The organism is Candidatus Eisenbacteria bacterium, assembly GCA_035712145.1.
Lineage (GTDB): Bacteria > Eisenbacteria > RBG-16-71-46 > RBG-16-71-46 > RBG-16-71-46 > DASTBI01.
Genome location: DASTBI010000178.1, coordinates 1 through 8723, shown reverse-complemented (window position 1 = coordinate 8723; position 8723 = coordinate 1). Strand labels below are relative to the sequence as shown.

Annotated in this window: 8 protein-coding genes; 4 read left to right on the top strand and 4 right to left on the bottom strand. The window is 68.0% G+C overall.

Going from position 1 to position 8723, the window contains the following annotated elements; all coding sequences use genetic code 11:
• Together VFQ05_12135 and VFQ05_12130 are read right to left on the bottom strand one after the other, a co-directional pair.
• Nucleotides 1–1526: hypothetical protein (locus tag VFQ05_12135; GenBank protein HET9327513.1), on the bottom strand; the 1526-nt coding region annotated here is incomplete at its 3' end.
• A complete protein-coding gene (locus VFQ05_12130) occupies nt 1527–3047 on the bottom strand; it encodes a helicase HerA-like domain-containing protein (protein ID HET9327512.1) in 1521 nt (506 codons plus the stop codon).
• 172 nt (nt 3048–3219) lie between these two features.
• On the opposite strand from VFQ05_12130, the gene VFQ05_12125 reads away from it, so the two are divergent.
• A complete protein-coding gene (locus VFQ05_12125) occupies nt 3220–3999 on the top strand; it encodes a FlgD immunoglobulin-like domain containing protein (protein HET9327511.1) in 780 nt (259 codons plus the stop codon).
• Here VFQ05_12125 and VFQ05_12120 read toward each other — a convergent pair.
• Nucleotides 3996–4901, bottom strand: coding sequence for a DUF1207 domain-containing protein (locus tag VFQ05_12120; GenBank protein HET9327510.1), 906 nt, complete (start codon nt 4899–4901; stop codon nt 3996–3998). The genes VFQ05_12125 and VFQ05_12120 overlap by 4 nt on opposite strands.
• A 31-nt stretch (nt 4902–4932) precedes the next feature.
• Nucleotides 4933–5118: a hypothetical protein gene (locus VFQ05_12115; GenBank protein ID HET9327509.1), complete on the bottom strand. Its 186-nt coding sequence runs from the start codon at nt 5116–5118 to the stop codon at nt 4933–4935.
• Between the two features lie 182 nt (nt 5119–5300).
• On the opposite strand from VFQ05_12115, the gene VFQ05_12110 reads away from it, so the two are divergent.
• The 3 genes from VFQ05_12110 to VFQ05_12100 all read left to right on the top strand — a co-directional run bounded on the left by VFQ05_12110 (nt 5301) and on the right by VFQ05_12100 (nt 8643).
• A complete protein-coding gene (locus tag VFQ05_12110) occupies nt 5301–7778 on the top strand; it encodes a protein kinase (GenBank protein ID HET9327508.1) in 2478 nt (825 codons plus the stop codon).
• A gap of 28 nt (nt 7779–7806) precedes the next feature.
• On the top strand, nt 7807–8097 hold the full coding sequence (locus VFQ05_12105) for a hypothetical protein (GenBank protein ID HET9327507.1): 291 nt from the start codon (nt 7807–7809) through the stop codon (nt 8095–8097).
• Between the two features lie 111 nt (nt 8098–8208).
• Entirely contained in the window at nt 8209–8643 is a 435-nt protein-coding gene (locus VFQ05_12100; protein ID HET9327506.1) for a DoxX family protein, read from the top strand.
• Nucleotides 8644–8723 lie beyond the last annotated feature (80 nt).

The window sequence follows — 8723 nt, the reverse complement described above, 5'->3', positions numbered from 1 at the left end:
GCGCGCTGGGCGTAGAGCGCGGACGTGTCATCGAAGAACACCAGCGACCACGTGGTGTCGGCATCGATCTCGTCGAGCAGCTCCACCCCGGAGCGCTGCCGGCGATCGAGCAGGACGTAATCGAGCTGGTAGCGCCGCGCGAGGTTGGCCCATGAGGACGGATCGGTGAAGGCCGCCGCGAAGGCGGCGCGATCGGCGGGTGAACCGGATTGGTGGATGTCCATGAACGGCAGCCGCGCGCGGTCGGGCCAGAATCGCCACGCCTGATATCCGACGAACCGGAAGTGCTCGAAGCCGCGGCCGCGGATGCCGGCTCGCTCCATGAAGTCGCAGGCCGCAACCGGAAAACGCTCGAGCGCGATGCCGACACCCGGCTCGAGCAGAGGCCGCGACCACTCGGGAAGGCCGATCAACACGCACGAGATTCCGGCGAGCGCCGCGCGCGTCGCCGCGGTGCGCGTCCACCGAGGCCACTGCCGGGCCTGGACCCAGTGCTCGAGATCGCGCGCGAGGTAAGGCGCGGCGACCAGCGCGTAGACGCCCAGGAAGCGCTGGCTCGGAAGCGCCAAGGCGGTGACCAGGGCGCAGGTGATCAGCTCGACCCAGTCCGCACCGCGCCGCCGGGCGTGAACCAGCGCCAGAACGGGCCAGCCCACCACCATGAGCCATAGCCCGTGACGCCAACCGGTGCTTGGGCTTACGGGCAGCAGCTCACCGATTCCACGAAACAGGGGTTCCCGGCTCAGATGGAGCGCGTAATCGAACGGCTGCCAGAGCTGTTGCCAGCCGAACGGATTGGCGACCGCCAGGGCGGCCATGGCGATGGCCGCTGCGGTGTACTCGCGCGGGCTCGGGACGGGGACCTCGGCGCGCTTTCCGAGATGCACGCCGAGCGCGTGGACACCGATCAGCACGAAGCCGATGAAGTAGGAGACGTGGGCGTTCGCCCATATCCACATGAGGGGCGCCAGCCACCACAGGCCACGGACATGGCCGCGACGAGCGCGCTCGAGCAGCCAGATCTCCGCCATCATGAGCACGGCGGCGAGGGTCTCGGGCCGCACCTGCGAGCGCGAGCGATAGACCAGCGCGCACCAGACCAGGACGAGAAGCGGCAGCGTGCCGCGAGCTCCGAGCCGCCGGGCCGTCGCCCAGGCGAAACCGAACGCGGCGAGCGTGGTGATCCAGCGCCACGCAAAGAGGCCTTCGACTTCCCCGCTGCCGTAGAACGGCCACAGCATCCAGCGGAAGAGCCATGACTGCAGCACCTCGGGCCGACCGTAGCTGACCCACGACCACAGGTGCTCGCGCGGAATGGTTTCCCGCTCCCACATCACGCGGCCGACCAGCAGGTGCTGCCAGAAGTCCGAGTCGATGATGCGGAAGGTGACGCTGTAGAGGATGCAGGCGAACGCGATCAGCGCGGCGCCGATGAGCCACGGATTGGAGAGCGCGAGCGGCGGCGCCGGCTCGGGAGCGCCTGACCGCGCGGGTGGCGGTGCCGCGGCGCGGCGCGACCGGGTCACCTAGAAGTAGCGGCGGCGGCGGCGCGGGGGTGGCCCGAGGAGCGCGCCGAGCAATCCCCGGGTCACGGTCGTGGCGATGCTGCGGGTGAGCGGCGACTTCAGAACCTGCTCGAAGGTGCTCGCCGGCTCGGCGGTGCGACGCGGCGCGGGCTTCTCCGCCGGCGCGGCCTCCGTGCGCCCCGCCATGCGCGCCGCGAGCATCTCGCGCGCGCTCTCGCGATCGATGGCCTGCGCGTACTCCTGCACCTGCTTCGACGCGGCCAACCGCTGCGACAGCTCGGCCTCGCTGAGCGGTCCCATGCGCGAGGCCGGCGGCACCAGCCGAGTGGCGACCGGCGGCGTGGGCACGCCGTTGGCCCCGAGCAGGGTGACCAGCGCTTCGCCGATCCCGAGCGTGGTCATCGTCTCTTCGAGGTCGTAGAACTCGGTCTTCGGAAACGTGCGCGCCGCCGCCTTGAGGGCCTTGTCGTCGTCGGCGGTGAAGGCGCGCAGCGCGTGCTGCACGCGGTGGCCGAGCTGGCCGAGGACCGTGGCGGGAACGTCCTTGGGGCTCTGGGTGACGAAGAACACGCCCACGCCTTTCGAGCGCACGAGCCGGACCACCTGCTCGACCTGCTCGAGAAACGCCGGGCTCGCCCCGCGGAACAGCAGGTGGGCCTCGTCGAAGAAGAACACGAGCTTCGGCTTCTCGATGTCGCCGACCTCGGGCAGCTCGTGATAGAGCCGCGCCAGCATCCACATCGTGAACGTGGACCAGAGAGCCGGCCGGTCCTGGACGTCCGACAGCTCGAGCGCGCTCACGAGCCCGCGGCCATCGCGCTCGGTCTGCATCAGGTCATCCAGGTCGAACTCGGGCTCGCCGAAGAACGTTCCCGCGCCCTGCTGCTCCAGCTCCACCATCTCGCGCAACAGCACGCCGACCGAGGCTTTGGACATGCCGCCGTAACCCGCGAGATCCGCGGCGCCTTCGCCGCTGAGGTGCTGGAGCGCCGCTCGCAGGTCGGCGAAGTCGAGCAACGGGAGCTGCTTGTCGTCGCAGTACTTGAACACCAGCCCGAGCACGCTGGTCTGTGTCTCGTTGAGGCCGAGCACCTTGGCGAGCAGCAGCGGACCGAACGACGACACCGTGGCGCGGAGCTGCGCGCCGCGCTTTCCGGACAAGCTCAGCAGCTCGAGCGGGAAGGACTGAGGCTTCCAGTCGAAGCCGGTGTCGCGGGCGCGCTGCGCCACGCGCTCCCCGCTCTCCCCCATCGCACCCAGACCGGAGAGATCGCTCTTCACGTCGGCGAGGAACACCGGAACGCCGGCGGCCGAGAGCTGCTCGGCGATCAGCTGGAGCGTCTTGGTCTTTCCGGTGCCGGTCGCGCCGGCGATCAGTCCGTGGCGGTTCATCATCGCCAGCGGGACCGTGACCAGCGGCTCGGGATGGCACTCTCCCTCGCGCAGCGGCGCGCCGAGCGTGATCGTGGCTCCGCCCGCCGGGAACGACTTGCGAACCGACTCGAGAAAACGGTCTTCCATGGACGCCGACCTCCTCGAAAGGTCCGCCATCCTAGCGGTCCCCCGTGGTCGCGGCCAGCGCCGTGAAGGCGGTTCGCGCTCGCAAGCGGTCGTCGGGCGGGCGTAGAATCTCACCGTCTCCGGCCCTGATCCGCCCTTCGAACCCCGCATCGCCGGAGCCTCGGAGGTCGCCATGAAAGTGCTGCTGTTCGCTCTTCCTCTCGTCCTGGCCCTCGGCCCGGCGCCGGGCACTGCTGCCGAATCCTTTCGGTACCAACTCGGACAGGAGTCGTCGAATTGGGCCGGATGTCTCCCGCCGTGTCAGTGTCCCGCGGTGACGCAGGACGCCATGCTGGGCACTTTCGAGCTCGAGCCCCAGGGCTTCGACGGGACCTTCCAGCACTACCGGGTGACCGCAGTCATGTTCGACTTCATTTCCGATGACACATACCCGGCCGATCTGGTCGGTGGCGGCTCCTATAAAGTGAGCGGTGACCAGCAACAGCTCGTCCTGGATCTATCCTGCCCAATCTGTCTGTCGATCGAGCGTTTCGACAGCGGTCTCACCGGCGGCGGCGCGAGCTTCCCGAACATCAAGCTGCCCGTGGCGCGGAACGGCTTCTATTGCAACGACCACGTGCTGGGGATCGACGCCAAGCCGGCGAGCACGACGGATGTTCCTCCCGATCCGCACGCGCCAATCTTCAGCTTGAGGCTTGGACCCAATCCCTTCCGCGGTTCTGCGAACGTGGTGTTCACCCTGCCGAAAGACGGAGCCGTGGACCTTCGCGTGCACGATCTCGCCGGGCGCCAGGTGAAGGCGCTGGCGACCGGGCGCTTCACATCCGGGCCTCACAGCGTCGCATGGGATGGGCGCGACTCTCGCGGTTCTCGCGTCTCCGCCGGCGTCTACTTCGTTCGACTGAAGGCGGCGGAACGGGAATCGAAGGCGACGATCGTCAAGCTCGACTAGCGGCCGATGTGAAGGCCGACGCCGTAGTACGAGACCTTGTCGCGGAAGAACTGGCCGTAGGGCGAAGCCCCTTCGTAGTACTCGCCGAGCAGGCTGATGCGTCGCGAGGTATGCGTCGCTCCCGTCTGGCGTCCGAACTCGAAGCCGGCTCTCGCGCTCACCGCGGGTTCCCAGTCCAGCTCCTCCGATGACTTGAGATCGGCGCCCGCGACCAGACGCACGCGCGCGAGCTTGCCGGACGGCGCGAGGCCTCCGCCCTGGCGGAACTCCACACCGCCGTGGACCAGGCTGGTGATCCTGCTCCCCGGGGTCTCGCCGAAGAGATACTCGCCCCCCGCGTACGCGCGGATCGGACCGATGTCGAACGCGAGAATCCCCTCCGCCGACTGGAACGCGAAGTTCTCGCGCTCGACTCCGGGCCGGAGCACGAACTCGTCTCCCAGATGCGAGCTCTGGTGGTAGAGGCGCAGCCGACCGGAGAACCGATCGAGGCGGAAAGTGAGCGGCAGGCCGATCACGTAATCGGCGTTGATCAGATCGTAGGATGGAGCATCGAGATCGAACTGGGCATAGACGTTGGCCGCCAGCCCCAGCTCGACGCCCTCGCCGACGCGCGGACCGTTGTAGCGCACGATCGTAAACCGGTCGCCGACTCCGATCGATCCCAGGTCGGTGCCGAAGGGTGACGACGAGGTGCCGCGCACGTAGCTGGCAAAGGACCCGTCACTCTTGGGATCGGCGATCAGTGGGCAGAAGATCTCGCCGCGCGGGAACCAATTGAAACCGAGAGTTTCGTCGGCCGGGATCCCGGTGTCGCAGTTTCCCGAGGTGTGATCCGCGAGCGCCGGCGTGCCGAGGAGGCACGCGGCGAGGAGAGCTGCGACCAACGAAGAGCGGAGCATGGCTGCACCCCCGTCCGGCCTGAGTGTGCTCTCAGCGACCGGGTAGGACCGGAAGAATCATCCCCGCGTCGGCTCCCGAGGTGAGCCAGCCGATCACCGCGGCCATGGCTCCGGAGCTGCCGGCGGCGACCGGGAGGAGGTCGGCCACCGCTGCGACGCCGGGCTCGCTCGCCACCATCAGCACGGCGACCAGCGAGTACATCAGAAGACGCTTCATGGAACCGTCCTTGGCGCAGGCCCCGCCCCACGCTCGGCTCGCCTGCTCGAAAAGCATAACCCGTGCGCGGCCTTTGCGACCGCTCAGATTTCTGGAGACTTCCCTGGTTATCGGCCGGCCGCCGCCCGATCCTTGGCCCTTCCTGGACAGATCCTCGGGGCTCGCCCCAGAATGTCCGGTCCATGTCCGTCTCCGCCGGCACCCGGATCGACCGCTATGAAGTGCAGTCCCTGCTCGGCAAAGGGGGCATGGGCGAGGTCTACCGGGCGCGCGATCCGCGCCTCGGCCGCGACGTCGCCATCAAGATCCTGCCGGTCGCCCTGAGCGGCGACGAGACTCGCCTGCGTCGATTCGATCAGGAAGCCCGCGCCGCCGGCTCGCTCAACCATCCCAACATCGTGTCGCTCTACGACGTCGGCACCAGCGAGGGCGCGCCATACGTCGTCTCCGAGCTGCTCGAGGGCGAGAACCTGGCCGAGCGTCTCGCGGTGGCTTCCCTCCCGGTGCGCAAGGCGCTCGACTACGGCGCGCAGATCGCCCACGGCCTCGCCGCCGCGCACGCCAAGGGAATCGTTCACCGCGACCTCAAGCCCGCGAACCTCTTCGTCACTCGCGAGGGGCGGGTCAAGATCCTCGACTTCGGCCTCGCCAAGCTCACCCGGCCGGAGCATTCGGGGAAGCTCGCAGAGTCGATGCTCGAGACCACCACGGTTCCCGGCATGCTGATGGGCACCGTCGGCTACATGGCGCCCGAGCAAGTGCGCGGCGAGGAAGCGGACGCACGCAGCGACCTGTTCGCGCTCGGACTCGTGCTCTACGAAATGATCACCGGCCGGCGCGCCTACCAGGCCGAGTCTCCGAGCGAAACGATGTCGGCCATCCTGCGGGACGACCTGCCCGACCTGGCCGCCGACATCAAGGCGGCCGTTCCGGGACTGGCGCCGATCATCCGCCGGTGCGTGGAGAAGCGCGCCACCGAGCGCTTCCAGTCCGCCGCGGACCTCGCCTTTGCTCTCGAAACGCTGTCCCAGTCGGCGAAGCAGGAAGAGCGCAGCGTGGAGCGGGTGGAGAACGAGATTCGATATGAGCGGATCACCTTTCGGCGCGGCATGGTGTGGTCGGCGCGCTTCTCTTCCGACGCCAGCACGGTGAGCTACGCCGCGGCCTGGGAAGGCCGCCCCCTCGAGCTGTTCCGGAACCACCTTGGCAATCCGGAGGCCGGGCCGCTGGGGATTCCGGGCGCCAGCCTTCTCTCGGTCTCCCGTTCGAACGAGCAGGCCCTCCTGCTGCGACCCACCTTCTCCAGCGTGTTCGATCTCGGCGGGACGCTCGCTCGCGTCCCGTTCATGGGCGGCGCTCCCCGCGAGGTGCTGCACGATGTCCATGGCGCCGACTGGAGCCCCGACGGGACCCAGCTCGCCGTCGTCCGCCAGAAGGAAGGCCGCATTCGCATCGAGTACCCGATCGGAAACCCGTTGTTCTCGACGTCGGGATGGGTGAGCCAGATTCGCATGGGCGCGGACGGCGAATGGATCGCGTTCGCCAACCACCCGAGCCCAAATAGCGATTCGGGCTCGATCAGCGTGGTCAATCGCAAGGGAGACATTCGGCACCTTTCGTCGGATTGGGGAACGATTCGAGGAATCGCCTGGTCCGCCAGCGGCAAAGAGGTCTGGTTCACCGCAGATCGCGGCGGTGCGGCGCGTGGTCTCTACGCCGTGAACCTCGAGGGCGAGGTGCGGCGCGTGCTGCAGCTCGCCAGCAACCTCACGGTGCACGACATCGCACGCGACGGCCGCGTGCTGGTGGCGCATGGGACCGAGCGTGCGGGAATCAGCGCTCTCGCAGCCAGCGATGCGAGGGAGCGGGATCTCTCATGGCTCGACTGGACGCTGCTCCACGATCTCTCGTCGGACGGCCGCTTCGCGATCCTGAGTGAGTCGGCCGAGGGCGGCGGCAGCGGCGGGTCGGCTTACCAGCGTCCTCTCGATGGCTCGCCCGCCGTGCGATTGGGCGAGGGATACGTGATCGGCGGCCTATCCCCCGACGGCGAACGAATCCCGGTCGTCCGGCAGTATCAGAGTAGCGAGGTGGAGCTGCTGCCGACGGGAGTCGGCGAGCCGATCGCGCTCTCGCTCTCGGGCCTGATGCCGCACTCCCTGGCCTGGCTGCCCGACAACCGTCGCGTGGTGGTCGCCGGCAGCGAGAGCGGAAAGGGCACGCGTCTCTACGTGGCCGAGCTCGCCACCGGTCGCTACGAGGCCATCAGTCCCGAAGGCATCATCTACCGCGAAGGGCTCAAGGTGTTCCCGGACGGCAGCGCGGTCGCCACCTACAATGCCGAGCAGGTGTGTTACGCCTATCCCGTCGATGGCGGAGATCCGTGGCCGATCGTGGCGCTCGGCCCTCAGGACCGCATCATTCGCTGGTTCCCCGACGGCCGCTCGATGCTCATCTTCCAGATCGATCAGCAGCCCGGCCGTCTCTACCGGCTCGATCCCGACACCGACGAGTGCACGGTGTGGCGCGAGCTCACCCCTCCCGATCCCACCGGCATCTACCGCATCTCGCGCGTGTTCGCGAGCGCCGATTGCACCGCCTACGCCTATACGTACTACATGCAGCTCATCGATCTGCACGTCATCGAGGGCCTGCGCTAGCCGCGGACGCCCTCTGGAGGACCCGCTCATGGCGCTCCTCGTGGTCGCGTTCATCGGTCTCATCATCGGCGACGGCCTCTTCCTATGGTGGCTGCTCTACGACTACCGCGGGCTCGGCGCCGTGCTCGAGGACCGGCTGGCGCTGGGATTCATCTTCGACGCCGCGCTGACGCTCGCGATCCTCGCGGTGTACTTCGCGCGCACCCCGCCCGGGCGATACAAATGGCCGTGGTTCGTGGTGCTGTCCCTGCTCGGAGGCCTTTGCTTCGGTCTGCCGTTCTACTGGTGGATGAACAAGAGGCGAGAAGCGTCGGTCTGATCTCCGAGAACTCCGTTGTCGATTTCCCTCCCGCTCGTTCGTCGCATGGGTGAAGCCGAGCGTAAGGCCGGCCAAAGTGGCCGGCCATCCGGCTCGGACGAGGAGGGAGTCATGAAGCCGTCGAGGAGAAGTGTCTGGGCCGCGCGCGCCATGTGGGGTATCGCGGTATCGTTCCTGACGTTCGACGCCATCGGAAAGCTGCTGCAGGTGCCGGCGGTGATCGAAGGCAGCGCCCGGCTGGGTTATCCCGAGCACTCGGTGCTCGCGATCGGAGTCATCGAGCTGGTCTGCGTCGCGCTCTATGTCATCCCGCGCACGGCGGTGCTCGGAGCGCTCATGCTCACCGGATACCTGGGGGGCGCCGTGGCGACACACTTCAGAATCGAGGACCCTCTGTTCACGCACCTGCTCTTCCCCATCTATGTCGCGGTGCTGTTGTGGGGAGCGCTGGTGCTGAGCGATGGACGAGTGCGACGTCTCGTGTTGGGACCGCGGACGATGCTTCCCGCTCCCGACGTGAGGCTCACTGAGGAGGTCCAGTCGTGAAGTTCATGACCATGGTCAAGTCCGCCGAGGGCCAGGGGCCGCCCCCTCCCGCGCTGATGGAAGCGATCGAGAAGCTCGGC

Bases quoted from the DNA above. Each gene is read 5' to 3' on its own strand.
- VFQ05_12130 (HET9327512.1), bottom strand. From the start codon at position 3,047: ATGGAAGACCGTTTTCTCGAGTCGGTTCGCAAGTCGTTCCCGGCGGGC.
- VFQ05_12125 (HET9327511.1), top strand. From the start codon at position 3,220: ATGAAAGTGCTGCTGTTCGCTCTTCCTCTCGTCCTGGCCCTCGGCCCG.
- VFQ05_12120 (HET9327510.1), bottom strand. From the start codon at position 4,901: ATGCTCCGCTCTTCGTTGGTCGCAGCTCTCCTCGCCGCGTGCCTCCTC.
- VFQ05_12115 (HET9327509.1), bottom strand. From the start codon at position 5,118: ATGAAGCGTCTTCTGATGTACTCGCTGGTCGCCGTGCTGATGGTGGCG.
- VFQ05_12110 (HET9327508.1), top strand. From the start codon at position 5,301: ATGTCCGTCTCCGCCGGCACCCGGATCGACCGCTATGAAGTGCAGTCC.
- VFQ05_12105 (HET9327507.1), top strand. From the start codon at position 7,807: ATGGCGCTCCTCGTGGTCGCGTTCATCGGTCTCATCATCGGCGACGGC.
- VFQ05_12100 (HET9327506.1), top strand. From the start codon at position 8,209: ATGAAGCCGTCGAGGAGAAGTGTCTGGGCCGCGCGCGCCATGTGGGGT.